Origin of the sequence: Actinosynnema sp. NPDC053489 (assembly GCF_044544865.1) — a bacterium.
GTDB lineage: Bacteria > Actinomycetota > Actinomycetes > Mycobacteriales > Pseudonocardiaceae > Actinosynnema.
The window spans coordinates 225,584-250,668 of record NZ_JBITXT010000005.1 but is presented as its reverse complement, the minus strand read 5'-3'; the positions used below and the strand labels follow the sequence as shown (position 1 = coordinate 250,668).

Below are 25,085 nucleotides of genomic sequence, written 5' to 3'. Positions count from 1 at the left end.
CCCACCCACCGAGGTAGCCGATGGATTTCCTCCGTCCCGACACCCTCGCCGAGGCGCTCGCCGTCAAGGCGCAGCGCCCGGACGCCGTGCCGATCGCCGGCGGCACGGACGTGATGGTGGAGCTGAACTTCGACCACCGCCGCCCCGCCGCCCTGCTCGACCTGACCCGGATCGCCGACCTGCGCTCCTGGGACGTGGACGACGACGACACGGTGCGCATCGGCTCGGGAGTGCCGTACGCGCGGATCATCGACGAGCTGGGAGGACGGCTGCCGGGCCTGGCGATGGCGTCCCGCACGGTCGGCTCGCCGCAGATCCGCAACCGGGGCACGGTCGGCGGCAACCTCGGCGCCGCCTCACCCGCCGGCGACACGCACCCCGTGCTGCTCGCCGCGGACGCCACCGTGGAGGTCGCCTCCACCAGGGGCACCCGGCTCATCCCGGCCACCGGGTTCTACCTGGGCGTGAAGCGCAACGCCCTGGAGCCGGACGAGCTGATCACGGCGGTCCACGTGCCGACCGCGCGGGCGCCGCAGCAGTTCGCCAAGGTCGGCACGCGCAACGCCATGGTGATCGCGGTGTGCTCGTTCGCCGTCGCCCTGCACCCCGCGCGGCAGCGGGTGGGCGCGGCGGTCGGCAGCGCCGCCCCGACGCCCCGCCGCGCGGCGGAGGCCGAGGAGTTCCTGTCCGCCGAGCTGACGGCCACCGACCGGTGGGAGAGGCCGGAACCGCTGCCCGACTCGGTGAAGCGGCGGTTCGGCGACCTGGTGGCGCAGGCCGCGGACCCCATCGACGACGTGCGCGGCTCGGCCGCGTACCGCAAGCACGCCCTCGCCGTGCTGGCCCGCCGCACGCTCGACTGGGCCTGGCGCGACTACGCCGGGAAGGTGACCTGACCATGCGCGTCAACGTGACGGTGAACGGCGAGCAGCGGCAGGCGGACGACGTGTGGGAGGGCGAGAGCCTGCTGTTCCTGCTGCGGGAGCGGCTCGGCCTGCCCGGCTCGAAGAACGCCTGCGAGCAGGGCGAGTGCGGCTCCTGCACGGTGTACCTGGACGGCATCCCGGTGTGCTCCTGCCTGGTGGCCGCGGGCCAGGTTCAGGACCGCGAGGTTCGGACGGTGGAGGGGTTGGCGGACGGGGACCGGCTCGACCCCGTCCAGGAGGCGTTCGTGGAGGCGGGCGCGGTGCAGTGCGGGTTCTGCACGCCCGGCCTGGTGGTCGCCGCGCACGACCTGCTCGACCGGGTGCCACGACCGAGCGACCCGGAGATCCGGGAGGCCCTGGCCGGGAACCTGTGCCGCTGCACCGGCTACGAGAAGATCCTGGACGCCGTGCGCCTGGCCGCGAGCCGCAAGGCGGAGCAGGAGGGCGCGGCCCGATGACGCCGACCATCCTCGACGGCGTCGCCGTGGCCACCGTCGACGCCGCCGGGACCGAGCACCCGTTCGGCCACGTCGTCATCGAGAACGGGCGGATCACCGCGGTCGGGCCCGGCCAGGCGCCCCGGCCGACCGGACCGCACACGTGGGTCGACGGCAGCGGCTGCCTGGTCACCCCCGGCCTGGTCAACACCCACCACCACCTCTACCAGTGGGCGACCCGGGGCATCGCCCAGGACGCCACGCTCTTCGAGTGGCTGACCACCCTGTACCCGGTGTGGCGCGGCCTGGACGCCGAGATCACGCACTCGGCGGCCTCCGCCGGCCTGGCGCGGCTCGCGCTCACGGGCTGCACGACCGCCGCCGACCACCACTACGTCCACCCGCGCGAGGGCGGCGACCAGTTCGCGGCCCTGGTCGAGGCGGGCCGGCGCGTCGGCACCCGGTTGCACGCCATCCGCGGCTCGATGGACCGCGGCCGGTCGCACGGCGGCCTGCCACCGGACAACCTGGTCGAGGACACCGAAGCCGCGCTCCTGGCCACCGAACGCGCCATCGGCGACCACCACGACCCGGCCCCGGACGCGCTGACCAGGGTCGCCGTCGGCCCGTGCTCGCCGTTCTCGGTCAGCGCCGAGCTGATGAGCGGAGCGGCGGAGCTGGCCCGCACCGAGGGCGTCCGGCTGCACACCCACCTCGCCGAGACCGTGGACGAGGAGGAGCAGTGCCGGGCCGAGTACGGCTGCACGCCCACCGAGTACGCCGAACGCCTCGGCTGGCTCGGTGACGACGTGTGGCTCGCGCACACCGTGCACCTGTCACCCGATGCGGTGAAGCGGTTGGGCGCGACCGGCACCGGCAGCGCGCACTGCCCCACCTCGAACGGTCGGTTGGGCACCGGCATCGCCCCGGTCCGCGAGCTGCTCGACGCGGGCGCGCCGGTGGGCCTGGGCGTGGACGGCGCGGCGTCCAACGAGTCCGGTGGGCTGGTCGAGGAGCTGCACCAGGCGTTGCTCCAGGCCCGGCAGCGCGGCGGGCCCGCGGCGCTGGGTGTCCGCGACGCGCTGTGGCTGGGCACGATGGGCGGCGCGCGGTGCCTCGGGAGAGAGGGCGAGCTGGGCTCCGTCGAGCCGGGCAAGCTCGCCGACCTGGCCGTGTGGCGGCTCGACGGCCTCGACCACGCGGGCATCGACGACCCGGTCGCCGCCCTGGTGCTCGGCCCGCTGCCGAAGCTCAAGCTCCTGCTGGTGGGCGGCCGGACTGTGGTCGAGGACGGCGAGCTGCGCACCGCCTCCGAGACCGACCTCGCGCGCGACCTGCGCGCCGCCACCGAGCGACTGAAGGGGACGCGATGAGCCTCACCCCCGCCGAACCGACCTCCACCGTGACCGGTGGCATCGGCTCCAGCCCGCAGCGGCCCGACGGCGCCCTCAAGGTCCGCGGCGAGTTCGCGTACGCCTCGGACCTCTGGCACGAGGACATGATCTGGGGCGCGACCCTGCGCAGCCCGCACCCGTACGCCCGCATCCTCTCCGTCGACCTGACCGAGGCCCTGAAAGTGCCCGGTGTCTACGCCGTGCTCACGCACGAGGACGTGCCGGGCCGCAACCGGTACGGGCTGGAGCACCAGGACCAGCCGGTGCTCGCCGAGGACGTGGTGCGCTACCAGGGCGAACCGGTCGCCCTGGTCGGCGCGGACCACCCGGAGACGGCGCAGCGCGCCATGAAGCGCATCAAGGTCGAGTACGAGGTGCTCACCCCGGTCGTGGACATGGAGACCGCCATCGACGACACGCCGCTGCACCCCGCGGGCAACCTCGTGCGGCACGTGCCCGTCCGGAGGGGCGACCAGCACGCACAAGCCGACGTCGTGGTCACCGGCCGGTACGAGGTCGGCATGCAGGACCAGGCGTTCCTCGGGCCCGAGTCGGGCCTGGCCGTGCCCGCCGAGGACGGCGGGGTCGACCTCTACATCGCCACCCAGTGGCTGCACGTGGACCAGAGCCAGGTCGCGGCGGCCCTCGGCATGCCCCTGGAACGGGTGCGGTTGACGCTCTCCGGCGTCGGCGGCGCGTTCGGTGGCCGGGAGGACCTGTCCATGCAGGTGCACGCGTGCCTGCTCGCGCTGCACACCGGCAAGCCCACCAAGATGGTCTACAACCGCCAGGAGTCGTTCTACGGCCACGTGCACCGGCACCCGGCGGTGCTGTACTACGAGCACGGCGCGGACCGCACCGGCAAGCTCGTGTACGTCAAGGCACGGATCTTCCTCGACGGCGGCGCGTACGCCTCCAGCACCTCGGCCGTGGTCGCGAACGCGGCGACGCTCGGCATCGGCCCGTACGACGTGGACAACGTGACCGTCGACTGCTGGGGCGTGTTCACCAACAACCCGCCGTGCGGCGCGATGCGCGGGTTCGGCGCGGTGCAGGCCGGGTTCGCCTACGAGTCCCAGATGGACAAGCTCGCCGAGGCACTGGGCATGGACCCGGTGGACGTGCGCGTCGTCAACGCGATGAGCGAGGGTTCGGTCATGCCGACCGGGCAGGTGGTCGACTCGGCCGCACCCGTCGCACAGCTGCTCAAGCTGGTGCGCGACAAGCCGATGCCGCCGCGGCCGACCGCGGTCGACCTGCGGGACCTGCCCGGTGGCGTCTCGAACACCACGCACGGGGAAGGCGTCGTGCGCGGGGTCGGCTACGCCGTGGGCATCAAGAACATCTGCTTCTCCGAGGGCTACGACGACTACTCCACCGCACGCGTCCGGCTCCAGGTCATCAACGGCGAGCCGGTCGCCCTGGCGCACACGGCGGCGGCCGAGGTCGGCCAGGGCCTGGTGACGATCATGCAGCAGATCGTGCGCACCGAGCTGGGCGTCGAGCAGGTCACGATCCTGCCGATGGACACCAGCATCGGCAACGGCGGCTCCACCTCGGCGTCCCGCCAGACCTACGTCACCGGCGGCGCGGTGAAGGCCGCCTGCGCGGCGGTGCGGGAGGAGCTGGCCAGGCTCGCCGGCGGTCGGGACCTCGCCGGGGTGGACCTGGCGGCGCTGCTGGGCGACGAGGTGATCGACGAGACCGCGCAGTGGCGGCACCGGGCCACCGAGCCCCTCGACCCCGAGACCGGGCAGGGCAACGCCCACGTCCAGTACGGGTTCGCCGCGCACCGCGCCGTGGTCGACGTGGACGTCGAGCTGGGCCTGGTCAAGGTGGTCGAGCTGGACTGCGCGCAGGACGTCGGCAGGGCGCTGAACCCGCAGGCCGTGCTGGGCCAGATCCAGGGCGGTTCGGCGCAGGGACTCGGCCTCGCCGTGATGGAGGAGATCCAGGTCGTGGACGGCCGGGTGCGCAACCCGTCGTTCACCGACTACCTCATCCCGACCGTGCTCGACATGCCGCCGATGAGCATCGACGTGCTCGAACTCGCCGACCCGAACGCCCCCTACGGCGTGAGGGGCGTCGGTGAGCCGCCCACGATCTCCTCCACCCCGGCCATCGTCGCGGCCATCCGCGCCGCCACCGGGCTGGCCCTGACCCGCGTGCCCGTGCGACCGGAGCACATCACCGGCACCTGACCCCCGTCCCGCAGGATGACGTCGCCACGGCCTCCGTGGCGCGTTGTCGCACGCCCCGAGGAGCACCCCATGACCACGTCCCTGTCCCCCGACCACGCCTGGCTGCGCGAGTCGATCGAACTCGCCACCCGCAACGTCGCCGAGGGCGGCGGCCCGTTCGGCGCGGTGATCGTCCGCAACGGCGAGGTGATCGCGACCGGCACCAACCAGGTCACCCCGACCCTGGACCCGACCGCGAACGCCGAGGTCGTCGCGATCCGCGCCGCCTGCCGGGTGGTCGGCGACTTCCGGCTCACCGGCTGCGTGCTGGTGTCCTCGTGCGAGCCGTGCCCGCTGTGCCTGTCCGCCGCGCTCTGGGCGCGGGTGGACCGGGTCGTCTACGCCGCGGACCGGCACGACGCCGCCGAGGCGGGGTTCGACGACCGGGAGTTCCACGCGCTGTTCGGCAGGCCGCGCGAGACGTGGAGCCTGCCGGTGCACCAGGTCTCGACGGGCGAGGACACCACGCCGTTCACCGCGTGGCTGTCCCGCCCCGACCGCGTCGACTACTAGCCGCAGGACGCGAGGGAGGCGGCGCAGTGCCCTGCGGACGACGTGGAGGGCCGAGCGTCGTGGGGGTGGTGGTTCGTCGTGGTCTTGGTGGTTCGCCATGCGCCCAGGTTGGGCTCGATCCCCGAGGGTCGCGAGGACTTCTTCGCCGACTGTGGACAACTTCCGTTCGCGGTTTCGAGGCCGCGGCGGAACCGCTGGTGGGCGGCGACGGAGGGGTCCGAACCTGTGGACAACCCGGTCAGGCGCCCAGCAGACCCCGTTCGTAAGCCACCGCGACGGCGGCGGCGCGGTCCTTCACCCCGAGCTTGGCGTAGACGTGCACCAGGTGCGTCTTCACGGTCGCCTCGCTGATGAAGAGCTTCGCCGCCGCCTCGCGGTTGGTGCACCCGCGGGCGATCAACCCCAGCACCTCGACCTCGCGGTCGCTCAACGGCTCCGCCACCGGCTGCCGCACCTGACCCACCAACCGGGTTGCCACGGACGGTGACAGGACCGCCTCTCCCCTGGCCGCCGAACGCACCGCCCGGAACAGCTCGTCACGAGGGGTGTCCTTCAGCAGGTACCCCGTCGCTCCCGCCTTGATCGCCGGCAGCACGTCACTGTCCGTGTCGTACGTCGTCAGCACCAGCACCCGCGTCGGGCAGCCGCGCAGCCGCTCGATGGCCGTGACGCCGTCCACGCCGGGCATCCGCAGGTCCATCAGCACGACGTCCGGCCGCAGCGCCCGCACCACGGTCACCGCCTCGCCGCCGTCCGCCGCCTCGCCCACCACGTCGACGTCACCCGCGCCCGCGAGCATCCCCCGCAGCCCGTCGCGCACCACCGGGTGGTCGTCCACGATCACCACGCGGATCACCGGGCCACCTCGGCCGGGATCGCGGGCACCGAGGCCGACACCGCCGTGCCGCCACCCGGTTCGGACTCCACGACCAGCGCGCCCGCGAGGCGGGACACCCGCTGCCGCATCCCGACCAGCCCGAACCCGTCCGTGTGGGCCTCGGGGTCGAACCCCGCGCCGTCGTCGCGCACGTCCAGCGTCACCACGTCCTCCATGTAGGACAGCGTCAACCCGACCCGCGACGCACGCGCGTGCTTGGCGACGTTCGACAACGCCTCCTGCGCCGCGCGCAGCAACGTCACCTCCACCTCGGGGTGCAGAGCGCGCGCCGCACCCGTCGTGTGGATCGACGCCGCCACCCCGGTCTGGTCCGTCCACCCCGCCGCGACCTCGGCCAACGCGTCCGGCAGGTTCGCGTCCACCAGCGCGGGCGGGCGCAGGGCGTGCACCGAGCGGCGCGCCTCGGCCAGGTTCTCCCGAGCCAGCCGCAACGCCGTCTCCACGTGCCGCGGCGGATCCTCGTCCGCTTGGAGCTGCGTGATGATGCCCGCGAACCCCTGGGCGAGCGTGTCGTGGATCTCGCGGGCCAGCCGCTGCCGTTCGTCGAGCACGCCCGCCTCGTGCGCCTGGATGAGCAGTTGGGCGTGCAGCCCGGCGTTCTCCTCCACCATCGCCGCCAGGTCGGCGACCATCTCCTTGCGCCGCCGCGACTGCTCGGTGGTGATGTGGCCGAGCATCGTGAACGTGCAGGCGACCGTCACGATGACCAGCACGATGATGAGGTAGACGACGATCGGCCCGAACCGCGCCGGCGGCAAGCCGCCGTGCAGCGACGTGGCCGCCAGCACGCCGTTGACGACCACGCCGGCGAACTTCCACCGGCCCGGCAGCACCTCGATGGCGTAGACGTAGCCGGCGAAGGAGAAGAACCCGAAGATCGGCTCGCGCAGGCCGAGCACCGCGTACGCGACCAGGACGCCGACGAAGAACACCGCCATCAGGCCGGTGCGGGACCGCCAGCCCGGGTGCAGCGTGAACCACCACAGCATCCACAGGCCGGTGGCCGCCGCGATGCCGACGTTGACGGCCACCACCGGCCACGGGTCGGGCTCCAGCACCACGTAGATGACCGTGGGCAGGACCAGGACGAGGTACGGGATCGCGTGCCCGACGGCGTCGAGGCGCTTCTCCCAGAGGTCCAAGCCGTCGCTCACCCCGCCCACCCCCTCATTCCCAGCGGAACGACCTGGCCGCGACCGTACCCGCTGACAGCGCGACCAGGGCCAGGATCGCCAGGTGGACCGGGTCCGGAGTCCCGCCCAGCCACGCCGCCTGCAACGCGGCCACCCCCGGCGGCAGGTACTCGCCGACGCGGATCAGCGACTCCGGCATCAGGAACCGCGGCAGGTAGGCGCCGCCGAAGAACATGACCAGCATGAACAGCACGCCCGCCCACCCGCCGGCGGCACGCGCGTTCGGTGCCCACGCCGCCACCAGCAGGCCGACCGCCGACAGCGACAGCACCCCCAGCAGGCACGTCACCAGGAACCCGACCGGGTGGTGCGGCAGGTCGATGTCGAACACGACCCGGCACGTGACCATGAGCAGCGCGATGGAGATGGTTCCCGCGACCACGTTGACGAGCACCTGCGCCAGCAGCAGGCGCACGGGGTGCACCGGGGTGGTGGAGAAGCGGCGCAGCACGCCCTTCTCGCGGTAGGTGGCGACCGTGGAGGGCAGCTTGTTGAGCCCCAGGAACGCCAGCGTGATGACCACCAGGGTGGAGACGTAGGCGTCGATGAACCGGAGGCCGCCGAAGACCGGGTCGGGGGTGCGCAGCGCCGGGATCGCGCCGAGCACCAGGAGCAGGGCGGTCGGGAAGAGCACCGCGAACACGACCGTGCTCGGCTCGCGCAGGAACAGCTTCCACTCGGTGGTGACGATCTTCAGCATGCTGCTACTCCGTGAGCTTGCGGCCGGTGAGGCGGATGAAGGCGTCGTCCAGGCCGGCCTGCTCGATGCGCAGGTCGGCGGCGACGATCTGGTTGCGGGCGAGGACGGACGTGACGGCGTGCAGCAGGTTGCCCGTGCCGGTCACGACGAGCTGCGGGCCGTGTCGCTCGACGTGGGCGACCTCGGGCAGCGCGGCGAGCAGCGCCACGTCGAACGGGGACGAGGGGCGGAACCGGACCCGCTGCTCACCGTCCACGCGGGACACGAGGCCGGCCGGGCTGTCGACCGCGACCAGCCTGCCCGCGTCGATGAGGGCGATCCGGTCGCAGAGCCGTTCGGCCTCCTCCATGAAGTGGGTGACCAGCACGACCGTGACGCCGGAGTCGCGGATCTGCTCGACCAGGTCCCAGGTGTCGCGCCGGGCCTGCGGGTCCAGGCCCGTGGTCAGCTCGTCGAGCACGGCGACCTTCGGCCTGCCGATCAGCGCCAGCGCGATGGAGACGCGTTGCTTCTGGCCGCCGGACAGCCTGCGGTACTCGGTCTTGACGCGGTCGGCCAGGCCCAGGCGGGCCAGCAGGTCCCGCCAGTCGGCCGGGTCGCGGTGGAACGACGCGTACAGCTCCAGCGCCTCGCCGACCCGGATGCGGTCGGGCAGTTCGCTCTGCTGCAACTGCACACCCACTCGGGTGCGCACTTTCGCCCGATCGTGTTGTGGGTCGAGGCCGTCGACCCGGATCGTGCCGCCGTCCGGTGACCGCAGGCCCTCGATGCATTCCACTGTCGTGGTCTTCCCGGCCCCGTTCGGGCCGAGGATTCCGAAGATCTCCCCCGCGTCGACGGTGAACGAGACACCGTCCACCGCGACCTTCCCGCCGTAGGTCTTGACGAGGTCGACCACCTCGATGATTGGCATGCCACCAGCGTCGTCGCCGGGGCGTCCGGCCGGATCACACGGTGGGCCACACCTCGCATCAACCGATCGGTTGGTCTTCCCGTAGACCACCCCGAACCGGCCTCAGGGGTACCTGAGCGTTGAACTCGGGGGTCCTGGACGTAGGACTCTCGAGACCTGGAGGTACGACTCACGAGGTCTGGAGGTAGGACTCACGGGGGGTTAAGGGATGGTGATGGCTTTCATCCGGTTGATCTCGTCGGTCTGCGAGGCGGAGACGTCGTTGGCCATCTCCTCGACCCGCACGTCCCGGCCGGTGGACAGCACTTCCACCGCCATCTGCAACGCGCCCTCGTGGTGGGCGATCATCAGCTGGAGGAACAGCCGGTCGAAGTCCGCGCCCCGGGCGGCCGCGAGCGCCGCCAGCTGCTCCGGGGTGGCCATGCCCGGCATGGACTCGTGACCGACGTCGGGCAGGTCGGCGCTGTGGCCGTGCGCGGGCGCGTTCTCGGCGTACTGCCGCCGCCACTGCTCCATCGCGGCGATCTCCGGCCCCTGGGTGTCGTGGATGCGCGAGGCCAGGCCGCGCACGGTCTCGTCCCGCGCGCGGTCGGGCGCCAGCGCGGCCATCTCCAGCGCCTGCCGGTGGTGCACGATCATGCGGGCCACGTACCGCAGGTCCGCCTCGCTCGGCGCGACCCACCGGTCGGTGCCGAAATCCCCTGGTGACAGGGTTTGCGCTTGCTCGCCCGGCCCCTGCGGCGCGATGATCGGGGGCTGGTCCTCCGGCTGGGACGTGCAGCCGGCGAGGACGGCCACCAGCACCGCGACGAACACGATCCGCATCCCACTACCCCCTAGAACCTCCGCTCGGCCGCCAACGTACCCGGCCGTCCCACCTGCCGGAAGTCGGACATTTCCCGCCGATCGGCCCTGTCCTTAGCCATGCGAACGGGTGATACTGCGAGCCCTGCACCGGGTTGGAAGGGGAAACGCGAAGTGGAAGTACGCGATGTGGCCCGCCGCCGCAGAAGGCCGGCGGCGGTCTTGGGGGCGTTCGCGCTCAGCCTCTCGGTCGTGGCCTGGGCTCCCCAGGCCGCGGCGGCACCGGACGACGCCGACCTGGCCGGACTGTCCGAGACCCAGCTGTCGAGCCAGGAGCAGCCGGCCACCGGCATCCCGGGCGTCGACGAGATCCGCAACAGCCGCAACGTGAAGCACCTGGCGAACCTGCCGAAGCCGGCGCCCTTCACGGCCTCCTCCACGTGGTCGGACCTGGCGTTCCAGGACGGTTACGCCTTCGACGGCAACTACGACGGCTTCGTCATCTACGACGTGCGCAACCCGCGCAAGCCCTCCATCGTGAGCACGGTCTGGTGCCCGGGCTCGCAGAACGACATCTCGGTCAAGGACAACCTGCTCTTCCTGTCGACCGACTCCTCGCGCAGCGACAACTCCTGCGCCAGCACGCCGCTCCCCGCGACCAACAAGGACGCGTGGGAGGGCATCAAGATCTTCGACATCAGCGACAAGAAGAACCCGAAGTACGTCGCCGCGGTCGAGACCAAGTGCGGTTCGCACACGCACACGCTGGTGCCGGACAAGAAGGGCAAGAACGCCTACCTGTACGTCTCGTCGTACAGCCCGAACGCGACCTTCCCGGACTGCCAGCCGCCGCACGACCTGATCTCCATCGTCAAGGTCCCGCTGAAGGACCCGGCGTCGGCGTCGGTGCTGTCGGAGACCGTCGTGTTCCCCGACGGCGGCAACCCCGGCCGCGACGGCACGATCGAGGAGGGCTACGTCCGCGCCACCTCGGGCTGCCACGACATCACCGTGTACCCGTCCAAGGACCTCGCGGCCGGCGCCTGCATGGGTGACGGCGTGCTGTGGGACATCTCCGACCGGGAGAAGCCCCGCGAGATCAACCGCGTGCAGGACAACGTGAACTTCGCGTTCTGGCACTCGGCCACCTTCAACAACGCGGGCACCAAGGTCGTCTTCACCGACGAGCTGGGTGGCGGCGGCGCGCCGACGTGCAACGAGAAGATCGGCCCGACCCGCGGCGCGGACGGCATCTACGACATCACCGGCCGCGGCGACGACCGCAAGCTGGAGTTCCGCTCCTACTACAAGATCTCCCGGACCCAGGGCGACACGGAGAACTGCGTGGCGCACAACGGGTCGCTGATCCCGGTCCAGGGCCGCGACATCATGGTCCAGGCGTGGTACCAGGGCGGCATCTCGGTCTGGGACTTCACCGACTCCGGCAACCCCAAGGAGATCGGCTGGTTCGAGCGCGGTCCGCTGCCCGACGGCGCGGTCGGCGGCTCGTGGTCGGCGTACTACTACAACGGCTACATCTTCTCGTCCGACATGGCCAAGGGCTTCGACGTGCTGGACATCCGCGACCCGCGGACGGCGACGGCGAAGCTCGTCCGCGTCGGCGAGTTGAACGTGCAGACGCAGGGCTCGTACCGGGACCTGTTCCCGCGCTAGCCCGGGCGGTCCGACCGTCCTGGCACCCGAAGGGCCCGTCGCGCCCCAGCGGCGGGCCCTTCGCCGTGCCCGGGCGACGCGCGTCGCATATCCGCCCCTCTTCGAAATCCGCAATTCAGCGGGCCGGTACTCCTTGCCGGTGAATCATTCCGGGTTCGGTCGCGCCCGGCGTACGATCGGAGCCGATTCCTCTTCACGAATTCCTCGCGAGGAGTATTTCCCATGCCGGACATGACCCTCTACCGGGGTGAGCGCGACAATGTCTGGCCGGCCCCGGCCGTGCGCCTCATCTGGGGCGGGATGACCATTCGCGACCCGTGGCCGGGCGCCCGCCTGCCGAACCAGACGGCCAGCGGGGCGTGGTCGGCGCTGTCGCGGGCGATCAGCACCGGCGGTGGCGACCTGGCCGCGTTCTCCCGCGGCCTGCGCGCCGCGGGCGTCCCCCACGGCCTGAACTTCGCCCGCACGCCCGTGCCCGTCGACCCGGACTGCGACCACCACTACGTGGTCACCATCCACCACGCCCGCACGTTCCTGCTGCGCTACGGCGGCGTCGGCGGCTGGACGCTGGGCGAGGAGGTGCCGTGGGTGACCGACCCGGCGCCGGCGGACCAGGATTACGTCGTGCTGAACGGTCCGAGCGTCGGCCGGTCGACGGTACTGGGTTACGGTCATTTCCGGGGCACGCCGGAAGTCACGTTGTTCACCGATGTGCCCACCACTTGGGTGACGTCGGTGAACGGGCAGCCGATCGGCGCGCGCGGGGTGCGCGTCCTGACCGATTCGGCGTTGTCGGAGGACGAACGGCTCCGGTTGACGAAATTGCGCCGCCCCTAGCCTCCGTCACGCCTCGACGACCATCACCCGGCCCGGCGCGAGGTCCAGCGCGACGGCCGTGCCGGGCGGGAAGTCCGCCGCGCGCCCGGACGGCTGGTCGACCCGCACGACCTGGTCGCCGCCGTCGAGCCGCACGGACAGCCTGGTCACCGGTCCGAGGAAGCTCTGCGTGAGCACGTTGCCGGTCAGCGCGCCGTCGGCCGGCCCGTCGTGCGGCGCGATCCCGATGTCCTCCGGCCGCACGATCACCTTCACCTCGCCGGTCAGCCCATCGGCGGCGTCGGTGCGCAGCCGGAACGGGCCCAGCCGCACACCGCCCGCCTCGGCGGTGCCGTGCACCGCGTTGGTCACGCCGACGAACTGCGCCACGAACGCCGACGCGGGCTCCCGGTACACGACCGCGGGCGTGTCGAGCTGCTCCAGCCTGCCCTGCGACATCACGCCCACCCGGTCGGAGACGGCCAGCGCCTCCTCCTGGTCGTGCGTGACGAACAGCGTGGTCGTGCCGAGCTCGGTCTGGATGCGCCGGATCTCCTCGCGCAGGTTCACCCGCACCTTCGCGTCGAGCGCGGACAGCGGCTCGTCCAGCAGCAGCACGCGCGGTTGGATCGCCAGGGCACGGGCCAGCGCCACGCGCTGCTGCTGCCCGCCCGACAGCTGGTGCGGGTACCGCTTGCCCAGGTGCGCGAGCCCGACGAGGTCCAGCAGCTCGGCGACCCGACCGGCGCGGTCCGGCGCCTTGCGCAGGCGCAGGCCGAACGCCACGTTCTCGGTCACGCTCAGGTTCGGGAACAGGCTGTAGGCCTGGAACACCATCCCCATGTCCCGCTTGTTGGCGGGCACGCCGGTGAGGTCGCGGCCCGCCACGAGGACGCGGCCGGAGTCGGCCGACTCGAACCCGGCCACGACGCGCAGCGCCGTCGTCTTGCCGCAGCCGCTGGGCCCGAGCAGGCTGACCAGCTCGCCCTCGGCGAGCTCCAGGTCGAGCCCGTCGAGCGCGGTCTGCCCGCCGAACGACTTGCGTAGCCCGTCCAGACGCAGGTACCCCATGGTCAGCCTTCCTCGACGGCGGTGCCCCGCCGCCGCCCGCCGATGAACGAGAGCAGGAATAGCAGCGCGAACGCGAACAGCAGGCTCAGCAGCGACACCGCGATCGACACGCCGGCGTCGCGCTTGCCGAGCAGGTTCACCCGCACCTGCAGCGTGTCGAAGTTCAGCAGCGACGCGATGGTGAACTCGCCGAGCACCAGCGCCACCGACAGCAGGGACGCGCCGATCAGCGCGGTGCGGATGTTGGGCACCACGACCCGCAGCAGCACGGTGCCCCAGGAGGCGCCGAGCCCGCGGGCCGCCTCGGCGAGCGTCCCGAGGTCGATCGCGGACAGGCCCGCGTCGATCGCCCGGTAGGCGAACGGCAGCACGAGCACGGCGTAGGCGAACGTCAGCGTCAACGGCGAGTCGCCGAGGAGGTAGTTCACCCAGGCGTACAGCGGGGCCATGCCCACCACCAGCACGATCGCCGGGATCGCCACCGGCAGCAGGCAGAGGAACTCCACCAGCCGCCGCAGGCCGGGCAGGCGCAGCCTGATCCACGTCATGGTGGGCACGAGGAGGACGAGCACGAGCAGCGAGCTGGTCACCGCGAGCTGGACCGACACCAGGATCGCCTCGACCAGGTCGGGGTCGTCCACGATGGCGGCCCACGACGCGAGGCCGCGCGTGCCGTTCGCGCCGCGGGTGGAGAACTCGGCCATCGCCACCAGCGGCAGCAGGAAGAACGCCCCGAGGACGGCCAGGACCGCGAAGCGGGCCGCGCCGCGCCTGGTCACCGCTGCCACCGCGCGAACCTCCGCTGCAGCAGCGCGTACAGGCCCATGGCCACCGCCACCACCACGACCATGCCCAGCCCGAGGGCCTTGCCCAGGTTCTCCCGCCCGAGCAGCACCTCTCCGGTCAGGAACCCGCGGATCTGCAGCGGCACGATCGGGCTGCCCTGCGACACCAGCGCCGCCGCCGTGGCGTAGGCGGAGAACGCGTTGGCGAACAGCAGCAGCACCGCGCCCAGGAACGCGGGCAGCAGGATCGGGCCGCCCACGCGCCGCCAGTAGGTCCACGCCGAGCCGCCGAGGCTGTCCACCGCCTCGCGCCACTGCGGGCGCAGGCCGTCCAGCGCGGGCAGGAACACGATCACCATCAGCGGGACCTGGAAGAACGTGTACACCAGCGTCAGCCCGGGCAGCTCGAACAGCCACGCGCCGCCGGCGAACAGGTCCAGGCCGAACGAGTCGCGCAGGAACCGCGTGACGAAGCCCTGGAAGCCCACCGTGGCGAGGAAGGCGAACGCCAGCGGCACGCCGCCGAACTGCGCCAGCACGCCCGCGCCCGCCACCACGACCCGGCGCAGCCACCCCTCCGCCGGGCCGACCGCCACCGCCCACGACAGCAGCGCGCCGAGCACCGCGCCGAGCAGGGCGGTGATCGCGGACAGCTCCACGCTGCGCAGGAACGCCCGCAGGTACGCGCCCCGGGTCAGGTCGGCCAGGTTCGCCAGGGTGAACGCGCCGGTCGAGTCCTGGAACGCCCCGGCCAGCACGAGCACGGTGGGGTACACCAGGAACGTGCCGACGTAGGCCAGGAACGGCACCGCGACGAGCCAGGCGAGCCACGACCGACCGGGCCCGCGGCCGGGGGACGCCCGGTCGGCTCCCCCGGCCGCGACGGTGACGGGTGCGACCACCGGTCAGCCCACCGCCTGCGCCCACGTCGAGGCCAGCACCTGCTTGGCCTTGTCCGACTGCGACTGGGTGGGGAACACCTGCGTGCCCGAGGTCTTCGGCAGCTTCGCCGCGGCGGCCGCGTCGACCTTGCCGGACCTGGTCATCGCGTCCATCCGGACCGGCCGCGACAGGCCCTTGAGGTAGAGGTTCTGGCCCTTGTCGGAGTACAGGAACTCCTGCCACAGGCGCGCGGCGGCCGGGTGCGGCGCGTCGGCGTTGATCGCCTGGTTGTAGTAGCCGCCGACCTGCGCCTCCGCCGGGACGACGACCTTCCAGTCGACCTTGCCGGCGAGCTTCGCGGTCTGCGCCGCGTTGGTGTAGTCCCAGTCGATGACGACGGGGGTCTGGCCGGACTCGATCGTCGCGGGCGACGGGTCGACGGGCAGGAAGTTGCCGGCGGCCTTGAGCTGTTTGAAGAACTCGACGCCGGGCGCGATGTCGTCGGCGGAGCCGCCGTTGCCCAGCGCGGCCATCACCACGCCGGAGAACGCCGCGCCGGCCTGGGTCGGGTCGCCGTTGAGCGCGACCTTGCCCTGGTACTCGGGCTTGAGCAGGTCCTTGACCGACGTCGGCGCGGGCACCTTCGCGGCGTCGTAGCCGATGGACATGAAGCCGCCGTAGTCGCCGCAGTACCGGCCGGACGGCTCCTTGAGCTGCTCGGGGATGTCGGCCCACGTCTGCACCTGGTACGGCGCGAACAGGTCGGTGTTGGCCAGCGCCACGGTGAGCCCGAGGTCGAACACGTCCGGCGCGCGGTCGCCGCCCTTGAGCTGCTTGGCGGCGTTGATCTCGTCCTGGCTGGACGCGTCGGGCTGGGCCGAGTCGACCTCGATGCCGTACTCGGCCTCGAACGCCGAGATCACCTCGCCGTAGTTGGCCCAGTCCGGCGGCAGCGCGATGACGTTGAGCCTGCCCTCCCGCTTGGCGGCCTCGACGAGCTTGTCCAGCCCGCCGAACTCGGCGGCGGACTTCGCGGTCGCGGCCGGGGCGCCGCTCGCGGAGCCCTCCTTGGGCGGCGGCGTGCCGCAGGCCGCGAGCAACGCCAGCGCGGTGGCGCCGACGCCCACCGACCGCAGGACTCGGGTGTGGTTCACGGGTCGAACCTTCCTCGGGTGGCACGGGTTTTTCGCGGACGGCCAAAGCGCGTCAGCCCAGCGGAGGATTCGGGACGTCGCGCGCGCTTGTCAAGGGACGGGAGCGGACTGAGACCCGGGTGACCGGGTGGGCGAATTCCGGGTGGTCCGGGGATGTCCGGACGGTTAACGGCGATCGTCGCCGGATCGGCCCAGGTAGTGGGCTGGTCGAGCGACCATGCACTCAACCCCGGTGACTGTTCGGATCGCCTCGGTGCGCCATTCAGATGACATTCCATCCACGAAAGCATGAATCGTCGGAACCGATTAACCCGAATCGTTCCACCGCTTTTCCGGGGTTGACGGAACGGTTCCGCGCGGGAAGATCCCGAGTCGTGGTGATAAGTAGGCTTACGATAGGTAGCGTGTCTACATCTAGGAGGCGGTCGTGAACCGGAAGGCCCTGGTCTGGTTGCACGTCGTGTCGTCCACCGGCTGGATGTTCATGGCGCTGGCCCTGTTCGTCACGGTGGGCCACGCGTTGTCGGCACCGGACCGGCGGGCGGCGTTCGAGGTCGCGCTGCTGCTCGACACGCAGGTGCTCCAGTTCATGGCCACGACGTCGGCGTTCAGCGGCCTGATGCTGTCCGGGCTCACCGCGTGGGGCTACTTCCGGCACTGGTGGGTGCTGGCGAAGACGGCGATCACGTTCAGCCAGCTCTACCTGGGGATCTTCGTGCTGAGCCCGAACCTCGGCCCGGACGGCTCGCCGGCGCTGATGCGGGTCGGCTCGCTGCTGATGGCCTCGGCGCTGGCCTGCCAGGTGTGGCTGTCGGTGGCCAAGCCGTTCAAGCGGACGCCGTGGTCCCCGCCCGGCAAGCCGAGGACCGCGCTGCCGTGGGGCTTCGCGCTGTGCCTGGCCGTGCCCGCGGTCGACTACGCGCTCGGCCGGCTCCTGCTGGGCGCTCCGCTGCCGGCGCTGTCACTGCTCGTCGCCGCCGGGTACCCGGTCGTGCGCTTGTTGCGGAACCGGCAACAAGGTTTGCCACTTCCACCGGCTCCGGCTCAGGGTGGTCGCGGAGGTGGTCGTGATGACCTGGGAGCAACTGGCTGACGGTTGTGACGTGGTGGTGGTCGGCGGCGGGGCCGCGGGGCTCAGCGGCGCCCTGATGCTCGCGCGGTCCCGGCGTTCGGTGGTCGTGGTCGACGCCGGGTCGCCGCGCAACGCGCCCGCCGACGGCGTGCACGGGCTGCTGGCCCGCGACGGGATGCCGCCGGCCGAGCTGCTGGCGCGGGGACGCGAGGAGGTGCGCGGGTACGGCGGACACGTCGTGCCCGGCGAGGTGGAGGCGGTCACGCGGGTCGGCGCGGGGTTCGTGGTCGCGCTGGCCGACGGCCGCTCGGTCCTGGCCCGTCGGCTGCTGGTGACCACGGGCCTGGTGGACGAGCTGCCCGACGTGCCGGGGCTGCGGGAGCGGTGGGGCCGCGACGTGGTGCACTGCCCGTACTGCCACGGGTGGGAGGTCCGCGACCGGGCCATCGGCGTGCTGGCCACCGGGCCGACGGCGGTGCACCAGGCGTTGCTGTTCCGGCAGCTGAGCGCCGACGTGGTGGTGTTCTCCCACACCCACCCCCCGACCGCCGAGCAGGCCGGGCAGCTCGCCGCACGGGGCGTCGACGTCGTGGCGGGCGAGGTCGCCGCCGTGGAGGTCGCCGGGGACCGCGTCGTCGGGTTGCGGCTGGCCGACGGCCGCACCGTCGGCCGCGAGGTGGTGGTGGTCGCGTCGCGGATGGTGGCCCGAGCCGGGTTCCTGGACGCGCTCGGCCTGCGGACGGCGCCGCACCCCTCGGGGATGGGCGAGCACGTCCCGGCCGACGCGACCGGCCGCACGGACGTGCCCGGGGTGTGGGTCGCGGGCAACGTCACCGACCTGTCGGCCCAGGTCGGGGCGTCCGCCGCGGCCGGCGCCACCGCCGGGGCCCAGATCAACGCCGACCTGATCGCCGAGGAGACCCGACAGGCCGTGGCCGGGTACCGCGACCCGTTCTCCGCCCGGTCCGAGGCCCGGGTCGCCGAGCTCGTCGCGGGCGACCGCCGCCACGGCTGGTGACCCCGGACGTGCCGATGCCCGCACCGGCCGCGACGCGCGATCCCGGTGCGGGCAGGGGGCACCCCGGCCCCGGCGGGTCAGGTGCGGCTGGGCGTCGCCACCGCGGCGTTCCGCGCCCGCCGGGCCACCACCAGGCCGAAGATCACCGCCGTGAAGAACATGACGAAGCCGTAGGTCACCGACGGCATCGCCATCTCCGTGCTGTTGAGCAGGGTGGGGCTCATGGCGATCGCGATGGACAGCGGCGCGTTGTGCAGGCCGATCTCGAACGCCGAGGCGGTCGACTCGCGCGGCCCGACCCCCGCGAGCCGGGGCCCGAAGTACCCGATCGCCATGCCGAACAGGTTGAACAGGACGACCACGGCGATGATCTCCCCGAGGATCTGGAAGACCTCCTCGCCGAGTCCGCTGATCACGCTCGCGATCATCATGACGAGCACGATCACCGAGAGGACCTTGACGGGCCGCTCCATGCGGACGGCGAAGGCCGGGAACTTCGCGCGCAGCGCCATGCCGATCGCGATGGGCACCAGCACGATGGAGAACACCTGGACGACCTTGTCGAACTGCAGGCCGATGGAGCTGTCCGCGCCGAGGAAACCGGTCACCGACAGGTTGACGATCAGCGGCAGGGTGAACATCGCCAGCACCGAGTTGACCGCGGTCAGCGAGATGTTCAGCGCCACGTCGCCCTTGAACAGGTGGCTGTACAGGCTGGCCGTGCTGCCGCCCGGCGACGCGGCCAGCAGCATCATGCCGATCGCCAACTCCGGCCTCAGGCCGAACGCGACGACCAGGCCGAGGCAGATCGCGGGCAGCACCACCATCTGCACGACCAGGCAGACCACCATCGCCCTCGGGCGCTTCAGCACCCGGCGGAAGTCCTCCGCGGTCAGCGTGAGGCCGAGGCCGAGCATGATGACGGCCACGGTGATCGGGAACAGGAGGAGGACCGTGGAGTTGTTCATGCCACCCTGCCTTCGGCTCGGAGCGAGGTACAGGGAGTCTCACACCGGCTTTCGGCGCGCTACTTCTCCGCGCTTGCCGTTTACGCCCGGTTCGCCGTGATTGCGGCGTGTGACGCGGCGGTGAAGTCGACCCGCATCACGACCCGGCGCAGCGTGGGCCTGCCGACCTCGGTGAACCCGGCGTCCTGGAAGACCTGGCGCGCGCCGACGTTCATCTCGCCCCACGTCACGACCTTGCCGGGCTCCTCGACCACCGGGTAGCCCTCCACCGCCGACGCGCCGCGATCCCGGGCGAAGTCGACGGCGGCCCGCGCGAGGTGGCAGGTCAGCCCGCGGCCGCGAAAACCCCTGCGCACGACGAAGCACGTCACGGCCCACACGCCCGGGTCGTCCCGGTCCTCGTCACGCCCGCTCCACGGCACGCGCAGCGTGCGCAGCTTCGGGTACGCGAGCCGCGGCTCGACCGCCACCCACCCCGCGGGCTCGTCACCCACGTAGGCCACCAGCCCGCTGGTGGCCGGTGCGCCGGGCTCGTCGCACGCGGTCTGCTCGCGCAGCATCGCGACCCGTTCCTCCTGCGTGGAGTCGCGCCAGAGCCACCCGACCACCGTGAACCGCCGGCACCGGCACCGACCCGCGTCGGCGGCGCCGAACACGGCTTCCAGCTCGGCCCACGACGCCTCGTTGGCGGGGACGACCCGGACGTCCTCCTCGGCGAACGGCACCATGCCCCCACCACGCCGAACGCGCGTGCGCCACCCGTGAGGCGGCACACGCGCGTGGCGTCGTGCGGGCGACCGTCAGTCGTTGCCGGACTCCAGGGCGGCGTGGTCGAGCAGCTCGTCGTCGACCACCTTGCCGCGCGAGGCGATCACCTCGGCGCCGCCCTCGGGCATCGCGCCGATCAGCTCCGTCGGCGCCACCTGCGGGGTGCCGATCAACGTCGACTGGCTGCCGACCATGCCCAGGCCCGCGTACTGCTCCAGCTTCGCGCGCGAGTCGGCGATGTCGAGGTTGCGCATGGTCAGCTGGCCGATGCGGTCGACCGGGCCGAACGCCGAGTCCTCGGTCCGCTCCATGGACAGCTTGTCCGGGTGGTAGCTGAACGCGGGCCCGGTCGTGTCCAGGATCGAGTAGTCCTCGCCGCGGCGCAGGCGCAGCGTCACCTCGCCGGTGACCGCCGTGCCGACCCAGCGCTGCAACGACTCGCGCACCATCAGCGCCTGCGGGTCCAGCCAGCGGCCCTCGTACAGCAGCCGGCCCAGCTTGCGGCCCTCGGTGTGGTAGGCGGCCAGCGTGTCCTCGTTGTGGATCGCGTTGACCAGCCGCTCGTAGGCCGCGTGCAGCAGCGCCATGCCCGGCGCCTCGTAGATGCCCCGGCTCTTGGCCTCGATGACCCGGTTCTCGATCTGGTCGGACATGCCCATGCCGTGCCGGCCGCCGATGGCGTTGGCCTCCAGCACCAGGTCGACCGCGGAGGAGAACTCCTTGCCGTTGATCGTGACCGGGCGGCCCTGGTCGAAGCCGATCGTGACGTCCTCGGTGGCGATCTCGACCTCGGGGTCCCAGAACCGCACGCCCATGATCGGGTCCACGATCTCGATGCCCGTGTCGAGGTGCTCCAGCGCCTTGGCCTCGTGCGTCGCGCCCCAGATGTTCGCGTCGGTGGAGTACGCCTTCTCGGTGCTGGCCCGGTACGGGAGGTCGCGCGCCTGCAGCCACTCCGACATCTCGGTGCGACCGCCCAGCTCGCTGACGAACGCCGCGTCCAGCCACGGCTTGTAGATCCGCAGCGACGGGTTCGCGAGCAGGCCGTAGCGGTAGAACCGCTCGATGTCGTTGCCCTTGTAGGTGGAGCCGTCGCCCCAGATCTGCACGTCGTCGTCGAGCATGGCGCGCACCAGCATGGTGCCCGTCACGGCCCGGCCCAGCGGCGTGGTGTTGAAGTAGGTCCGGCCGCCGGTGCGGATGTGGAACGCGCCGCACGCGAGCGCGGCGAGCCCCTCCTCGACCAGGGCGGCCCGGCAGTCGACCAGCCGGGCGATCTCCGCGCCGTAGGTCGCGGCGCGGCCCGGGACGGAGGCGATGTCGGGCTCGTCGTACTGACCGATGTCCGCGGTGTACGTGCACGGCACCGCGCCCTTCTCCCGCATCCAGGCGACCGCCACGGACGTATCGAGACCACCGGAGAACGCGATGCCGACGTGTTCGCCGGCGGGGAGGTAAGTCAGCACCTTGGACACGACCAGAAGTATGCACGACGCTGCATGACCATGCATAGGCGGGGGTCGGAGATGCGCGACCTGGACACGCAGGGTGACTGGTGACAGATCAATGGTCACCCTGCGTGATCGCGCGTCAGTTGCCCTTCACGTTGACGATCTGCCGCAGCGTGTGGCGGATCTCGACCAGGTCCTCGGCGTCGCGCATCACGACGTCGATGTCCTTGTACGCCGCCGGGATCTCGTCGATGAACGCGTCGCTGTCGCGGTACTCGATGCCGACCATCGCCTTGCGCAGGTCGTCCCGGTCGAACGCCCGGCGCGCGGCCGAGCGCGAGTACTCGCGGCCCGCGCCGTGGGGCGAGGAGTTGAGCGAAACCGGGTTGCCCTTGCCGACCACGACGTAGGAGGCGGTGCCCATCGAGCCCGGGATGAGCCCGGCGCGACCCTTCTCGGCGTTGATGGCGCCCTTGCGGGACAACCACACCTCCTTGCCGAAGTGGGTCTCACGCTCCGTGTAGTTGTGGTGGCAATTCACGACTTCCCGCCGCTCCACGTCACGGCCCGTCCACTCGGCCACGCAGTCGACCACGCGGTCCATCATCTCCTCGCGGTTGGACCACGCGAACTCCTGCGCCCAGCGCATCTCGCGGATGTAGGCCCAGAACTCGTCCTCGCCCTCGACCAGGTAGGCCAGGTCGCGGTCGGGCAGGTCGATGTAGCGCCGCGCGCACTGCTCCTGGGCGACGCGGATGTGCTTCTGGGCGATCCGGTTGCCCACGCCGCGCGAGCCCGAGTGCAGGAACAGCCACACCCGGCCGGCCTCGTCCAGGGTGACCTCGATGAAGTGGTTGCCGCTGCCGAGCGAGCCGAGCTGCAGCTCCCAGTTGCCCGCGTAGCGGCCCGGGTCGAACCCCGCCTCCTCCGCACGGCGGGCGAGCGCCTCGGCCCGCTCCCGCGCCGTGTCCGTCAACCGGGTGTTGTGCTTGCCCGCCGACAGCGGCACGGCCCGCTCGATCGCCACGCGCAGCGGCGCCAGCGGGCGGGCGCGGAAGTCGTCGAGCGTGAACTGGGTGCGCACGGCGATCATGCCGCAGCCGATGTCGACGCCGACGGCGGCGGGGATGATCGCGCCCAGGGTGGGGATGACGCTGCCGACCGTGGCGCCCTTCCCGAGGTGCGCGTCGGGCATGAGCGCCAGGTGCGGGTGGATGAACGGCATCCGCGAGGCCCGCTCGGCCTGCTCGCGCGCGCCCGCGTCCAGGATGGACGCCCAGTTCACCAGTCGCTTGCTGATCTGCTCCACGGCTCTCCTCTGCTCGACGCAGAAGTTAGGCCCGATCGGGTCCGGCCGCGAGCGAGATTCGCGCGGGAGCCTCGGATCGTCGGTGCTCGCCGGTACCTTGGCAGCCGTGAACGCCAGCGATCGCATCCAGGAACTCGCCGACCGGGTCGTCGTGCTGCGCGACGCCTACTACCGGGGTTCGCCGTTGGTGGCGGACGCGGAGTACGACGCGATCGAGGACGAGCTGCGGGGGCTCGTCGAGGCGCACCCGGAGCTGGCACCGGACCCGAACCCGCTGGAGCAGGTGGGCGCGCCGGCCGTGCTGCACGCGCCGGTCCGGCACTCGCGGCCGATGCTGTCGCTGGAGAAGGCGACGAAGCCGGAGCAGGTCGCCGCGTTCTTCGACCGCTTCCCGGGGCAGCCGGTGGTGGTGATGCCGAAGCTGGACGGGTTGTCGCTGGCGCTGGTCTACGAGGGCGGGCGGCTGGTGCGGGCGGTGACCCGGGGTGACGGCACGACGGGTGACGACGTGACGCCGCTGGTGCGGGCGCTGGTGGACGGGGTGCCGGAGCGGGTGGGCGCGCCGGGCCGGGTGGAGGTGCGCGGTGAGGCGGTGATGCTGCGGTCGACGTTCGCGGCCTACAACGCCGCGCACCCGGACAAGCCGCTGATCAACCCGCGCAACGCGGCCGCGGGCACGTTGCGGGCCAAGGACGCGGCCACGGTGGCGGAGCGGCGGTTGACGTTCTTCGCCTTCGACCTGGACACGTCCGAGGGCGGCGCGGCGGCGGACCTGGAGCGCGGGTTGCGCGCGCTGGGGTTCGCGGTCGCGGAGATGCGGCACTGCGCGGACGCGGCGGCGGCGCAGGCCGTGATCACCGGGATCGAGGAGCACCGCAACGAGCTGGACTACGACCTGGACGGCGCGGTGCTGCGGCTGGCCGACCGCAACGCGTTCGCGGCGGCGGGCACGCGGTCCAGCTCGCCGCGCGGTGCGCTGGCGTTCAAGTTCGCGGCCGAGGAGAAGACCACGGTGCTCCTGGACGTGGTGTGGGACGTGGGCAAGACGGGCAAGATCGCGCCGGTGGCGCACCTGGAGCCGGTGTTCGTGGGCGGCACGACGGTGACCAGGGCGACGCTGGCCAACCAGGAGGTGATCCGGGCGCGGGGCATCCGGATCGGTGACACGGTGCTGATCCGGCGGGCGGGGGACGTGATCCCGTTCGTGGCCGGGGTGCTGGACGAGTCGCGGCGCACGGGTGCGGAGCGGGAGATCGTGCCGCCGGCCGCGTGCCCGTCGTGCGGGCAGGGGTTGGTCGAGCAGGGCAACAGCCGGGAGCTGTTCTGCACCAACGTGGCGTGCCCCGCGCAGACCGTGCGGCGGTTGATCCACTGGGCGTCGCGGGCGGCGGCGGACATCGAGGCGGTCGGTCCGGTGTGGATCGAGCGGTTGGCCGAGGCGGGGTTGCTGGAGCGCCCGTCGGACTTCTACCGGTTGACCAGGGAGCAACTGCTGGAGTTCGACCGGATCGGCGAGACGTCGGCGACCCGGATGGTCGACTCGATCGCGGCGAGCCGCGGGGTGGGGTTGCGCCGGGCGTTGATCGGGCTGGCGATCCCGATGGCCTCGGAGGGCACCGCGACCCGGTTGTGCCGGGCGGGGTTCGGTTCGCTGGAGGAGGTCGCGGACGCCGACGAGGAGCGGTTGGTGGCCGTGGAGGACATCGGGCCGAAGGTCGCGGCGTCGTTGCTGGAGCACCTCGGGCGGTTGCGGCCGGAGCTCGAACGGTTGCGGGAGCACGGCGTCTCGCTGGACGTGCGGGAGGAGGACCTGCCACCGGTCGTCGCCTCGGACGCGCCGCTGGCGGGCAAGACGGTGGTGATCACCGGGGCGATCAGCGACCCGCGGTCCGGGGAGAAGGTGCCCCGGCCGACGTTCCAGCGGCTCTGCGAGAAGGCGGGCGCGACTACGGCGACCTCGGTCTCGGCGAACACGGACCTGCTCATCACGGGCGCGGACGTGGGCGCGGGCAAGACCGCGAAGGCGGAGAAGCTGGGGGTGGAGGTGGTGGACCAGGGCGAGATCTGGCGGCTGCTCATCGACGCCGGGGTGGCCTAGG

At 72.1% G+C, this 25,085-nt stretch carries 23 protein-coding genes; 10 read left to right on the top strand and 13 right to left on the bottom strand.

Going from position 1 to position 25,085, the window contains the following annotated elements:
* The first annotated feature begins 20 nt into the window (after positions 1 to 20).
* From ACIGNX_RS13525 to ACIGNX_RS13505, 5 genes are all read left to right on the top strand, one after another.
* Entirely contained in the window at positions 21 to 896 is an 876-nt protein-coding gene (locus tag ACIGNX_RS13525; protein ID WP_396539636.1) for an FAD binding domain-containing protein, read from the top strand.
* A 2-nt stretch (positions 897 to 898) separates the two neighbouring features.
* On the top strand, positions 899 to 1,384 hold the full coding sequence (locus tag ACIGNX_RS13520) for a (2Fe-2S)-binding protein (RefSeq protein WP_396539634.1): 486 nt from the start codon (positions 899 to 901) through the stop codon (positions 1,382 to 1,384).
* The gene (locus ACIGNX_RS13515) at positions 1,381 to 2,736 is read left to right on the top strand and encodes an 8-oxoguanine deaminase (protein WP_396539632.1); all 1,356 of its coding nucleotides are present in this window, start codon (positions 1,381 to 1,383) and stop codon (positions 2,734 to 2,736) included. The genes ACIGNX_RS13520 and ACIGNX_RS13515 overlap by 4 nt, the downstream gene beginning before the upstream one ends.
* Positions 2,733 to 4,958 (top strand): molybdopterin cofactor-binding domain-containing protein, encoded by a 2,226-nt coding sequence (locus ACIGNX_RS13510; RefSeq protein WP_396539630.1) that lies wholly within the window; start codon positions 2,733 to 2,735, stop codon positions 4,956 to 4,958. The genes ACIGNX_RS13515 and ACIGNX_RS13510 overlap by 4 nt, the downstream gene beginning before the upstream one ends.
* Positions 4,959 to 5,027: 69 nt before the next feature.
* Positions 5,028 to 5,510 carry a nucleoside deaminase gene (locus tag ACIGNX_RS13505; protein WP_396539628.1) on the top strand — a complete coding sequence of 161 codons (483 nt, stop codon included), beginning with the start codon at positions 5,028 to 5,030 and terminating at the stop codon, positions 5,508 to 5,510.
* A gap of 238 nt (positions 5,511 to 5,748) precedes the next feature.
* Here the strand turns inward: ACIGNX_RS13505 and ACIGNX_RS13500 are convergent, their stop codons facing one another.
* The 5 genes from ACIGNX_RS13500 to ACIGNX_RS13480 form a co-directional block, all read right to left on the bottom strand.
* On the bottom strand, positions 5,749 to 6,366 hold the full coding sequence (locus tag ACIGNX_RS13500; RefSeq protein ID WP_396539626.1) for a response regulator: 618 nt from the start codon (positions 6,364 to 6,366) through the stop codon (positions 5,749 to 5,751).
* Positions 6,363 to 7,562, bottom strand: coding sequence for a sensor histidine kinase (locus ACIGNX_RS13495; protein ID WP_396539624.1), 1,200 nt, complete (start codon positions 7,560 to 7,562; stop codon positions 6,363 to 6,365). Before ACIGNX_RS13495 ends, ACIGNX_RS13500 begins: the two co-directional genes overlap by 4 nt.
* 13 nt (positions 7,563 to 7,575) lie before the next feature.
* Complete coding sequence (locus tag ACIGNX_RS13490; RefSeq protein WP_396539622.1) at positions 7,576 to 8,301, bottom strand: ABC transporter permease; 726 nt, start codon at positions 8,299 to 8,301, stop codon at positions 7,576 to 7,578.
* Positions 8,302 to 8,305: 4 nt separating this feature from the next.
* Complete coding sequence (locus ACIGNX_RS13485) at positions 8,306 to 9,214, bottom strand: ABC transporter ATP-binding protein (protein ID WP_396539620.1); 909 nt, start codon at positions 9,212 to 9,214, stop codon at positions 8,306 to 8,308.
* A 201-nt stretch (positions 9,215 to 9,415) separates the two neighbouring features.
* Complete coding sequence (locus tag ACIGNX_RS13480; protein ID WP_396539618.1) at positions 9,416 to 10,039, bottom strand: DUF305 domain-containing protein; 624 nt, start codon at positions 10,037 to 10,039, stop codon at positions 9,416 to 9,418.
* 153 nt (positions 10,040 to 10,192) lie between these two features.
* Here ACIGNX_RS13480 and ACIGNX_RS13475 point away from each other — a divergent pair, with 153 nt between their 5' ends.
* Both ACIGNX_RS13475 and ACIGNX_RS13470 read left to right on the top strand, forming a co-directional pair.
* On the top strand, positions 10,193 to 11,692 hold the full coding sequence (locus ACIGNX_RS13475; RefSeq protein WP_396539616.1) for an LVIVD repeat-containing protein: 1,500 nt from the start codon (positions 10,193 to 10,195) through the stop codon (positions 11,690 to 11,692).
* 222 nt (positions 11,693 to 11,914) lie between these two features.
* The gene (locus ACIGNX_RS13470) at positions 11,915 to 12,529 is read left to right on the top strand and encodes a hypothetical protein (protein ID WP_396539614.1); all 615 of its coding nucleotides are present in this window, start codon (positions 11,915 to 11,917) and stop codon (positions 12,527 to 12,529) included.
* Between the two features lie 6 nt (positions 12,530 to 12,535).
* Here the strand turns inward: ACIGNX_RS13470 and ACIGNX_RS13465 are convergent, their stop codons facing one another.
* Genes ACIGNX_RS13465 through ACIGNX_RS13450 form a run of 4 tightly spaced genes read right to left on the bottom strand, consistent with a single transcriptional unit; the run spans position 12,536 to position 16,400 of the window.
* Entirely contained in the window at positions 12,536 to 13,579 is a 1,044-nt protein-coding gene (locus ACIGNX_RS13465; RefSeq protein ID WP_396539612.1) for an ABC transporter ATP-binding protein, read from the bottom strand.
* Between the two features lie 2 nt (positions 13,580 to 13,581).
* Entirely contained in the window at positions 13,582 to 14,367 is a 786-nt protein-coding gene (locus ACIGNX_RS13460; protein WP_396539611.1) for an ABC transporter permease, read from the bottom strand.
* On the bottom strand, positions 14,355 to 15,266 hold the full coding sequence (locus ACIGNX_RS13455) for an ABC transporter permease (RefSeq protein ID WP_396539609.1): 912 nt from the start codon (positions 15,264 to 15,266) through the stop codon (positions 14,355 to 14,357). The genes ACIGNX_RS13460 and ACIGNX_RS13455 overlap by 13 nt, the downstream gene beginning before the upstream one ends.
* A gap of 3 nt (positions 15,267 to 15,269) precedes the next feature.
* Entirely contained in the window at positions 15,270 to 16,400 is a 1,131-nt protein-coding gene (locus tag ACIGNX_RS13450) for an ABC transporter substrate-binding protein (protein ID WP_396539608.1), read from the bottom strand.
* Between the two features lie 427 nt (positions 16,401 to 16,827).
* On the opposite strand from ACIGNX_RS13450, the gene ACIGNX_RS13445 reads away from it, so the two are divergent.
* Positions 16,828 to 17,493: a hypothetical protein gene (locus ACIGNX_RS13445; RefSeq protein WP_396539606.1), complete on the top strand. Its 666-nt coding sequence runs from the start codon at positions 16,828 to 16,830 to the stop codon at positions 17,491 to 17,493.
* Complete coding sequence (locus ACIGNX_RS13440; RefSeq protein ID WP_396539604.1) at positions 17,471 to 18,490, top strand: NAD(P)/FAD-dependent oxidoreductase; 1,020 nt, start codon at positions 17,471 to 17,473, stop codon at positions 18,488 to 18,490. The genes ACIGNX_RS13445 and ACIGNX_RS13440 overlap by 23 nt, the downstream gene beginning before the upstream one ends.
* Positions 18,491 to 18,567: 77 nt before the next feature.
* Here the strand turns inward: ACIGNX_RS13440 and ACIGNX_RS13435 are convergent, their stop codons facing one another.
* The 4 genes from ACIGNX_RS13435 to ACIGNX_RS13420 form a co-directional block, all read right to left on the bottom strand.
* Positions 18,568 to 19,458, bottom strand: a complete 891-nt coding sequence (locus tag ACIGNX_RS13435) for a bile acid:sodium symporter family protein (protein WP_396539602.1) — start codon at positions 19,456 to 19,458, stop codon at positions 18,568 to 18,570.
* Between the two features lie 80 nt (positions 19,459 to 19,538).
* A complete protein-coding gene (locus ACIGNX_RS13430) occupies positions 19,539 to 20,186 on the bottom strand; it encodes a GNAT family N-acetyltransferase (protein ID WP_396539600.1) in 648 nt (215 codons plus the stop codon).
* A 72-nt stretch (positions 20,187 to 20,258) separates the two neighbouring features.
* Positions 20,259 to 21,701 (bottom strand): argininosuccinate synthase, encoded by a 1,443-nt coding sequence (gene argG / locus ACIGNX_RS13425; protein ID WP_396539598.1) that lies wholly within the window; start codon positions 21,699 to 21,701, stop codon positions 20,259 to 20,261.
* Positions 21,702 to 21,816: 115 nt separating this feature from the next.
* Positions 21,817 to 22,986: an RtcB family protein gene (locus tag ACIGNX_RS13420; RefSeq protein WP_396539596.1), complete on the bottom strand. Its 1,170-nt coding sequence runs from the start codon at positions 22,984 to 22,986 to the stop codon at positions 21,817 to 21,819.
* Between the two features lie 106 nt (positions 22,987 to 23,092).
* On the opposite strand from ACIGNX_RS13420, the gene ligA reads away from it, so the two are divergent.
* Positions 23,093 to 25,084 carry an NAD-dependent DNA ligase LigA gene (gene ligA, locus ACIGNX_RS13415; RefSeq protein ID WP_396539594.1) on the top strand — a complete coding sequence of 664 codons (1,992 nt, stop codon included), beginning with the start codon at positions 23,093 to 23,095 and terminating at the stop codon, positions 25,082 to 25,084.
* The last annotated feature ends 1 nt before the right edge of the window (position 25,085 follow it).